This is a genomic window from Bacillus sp. SIMBA_074 (genome assembly GCF_046534555.1).
In the GTDB taxonomy this organism is placed as follows: Bacteria; Bacillota; Bacilli; order Bacillales; family Bacillaceae_G; genus Bacillus_A; species Bacillus_A mycoides.
This window is the reverse complement of the sequence record NZ_JAWRYM010001005.1, coordinates 1-248: the sequence shown is the minus strand read 5'-3', so window position 1 is coordinate 248 and position 248 is coordinate 1. Positions and strand designations below refer to the sequence as shown.

Annotated in this window: 1 protein-coding gene; it reads right to left on the bottom strand. The window is 59.7% G+C overall.

Going from position 1 to position 248, the window contains the following annotated elements; translation table 11 throughout:
- A partial coding sequence (locus SB773_RS33800; RefSeq protein ID WP_410594847.1) for a hypothetical protein occupies positions 1–248 on the bottom strand: 248 nt, incomplete at both ends.

The following is a 248-nucleotide window of genomic DNA, read 5'->3' as shown; positions in this document are numbered from 1 at the left end:
CTCGCGCTCGAGAAACGCTTGATCGACCGAGTACCCGAAATTCGGATTGACCATCGCCAAATTCTCGACCAGCAGGTGTTCCTTCCGGGCGCGCATGTCGTCGGGATGCTCGTAGATGACCGGCACAAAACACGGGTCATCAATCTTTCCGTCGCGAACGTCCCGCGCATATCGAAGCTTCTGCGCGAACACGCCGGCCGGCGGCTCGTTCGATTGCGTCGTGAGGTAGATAACGAAGCCCTCCGGCC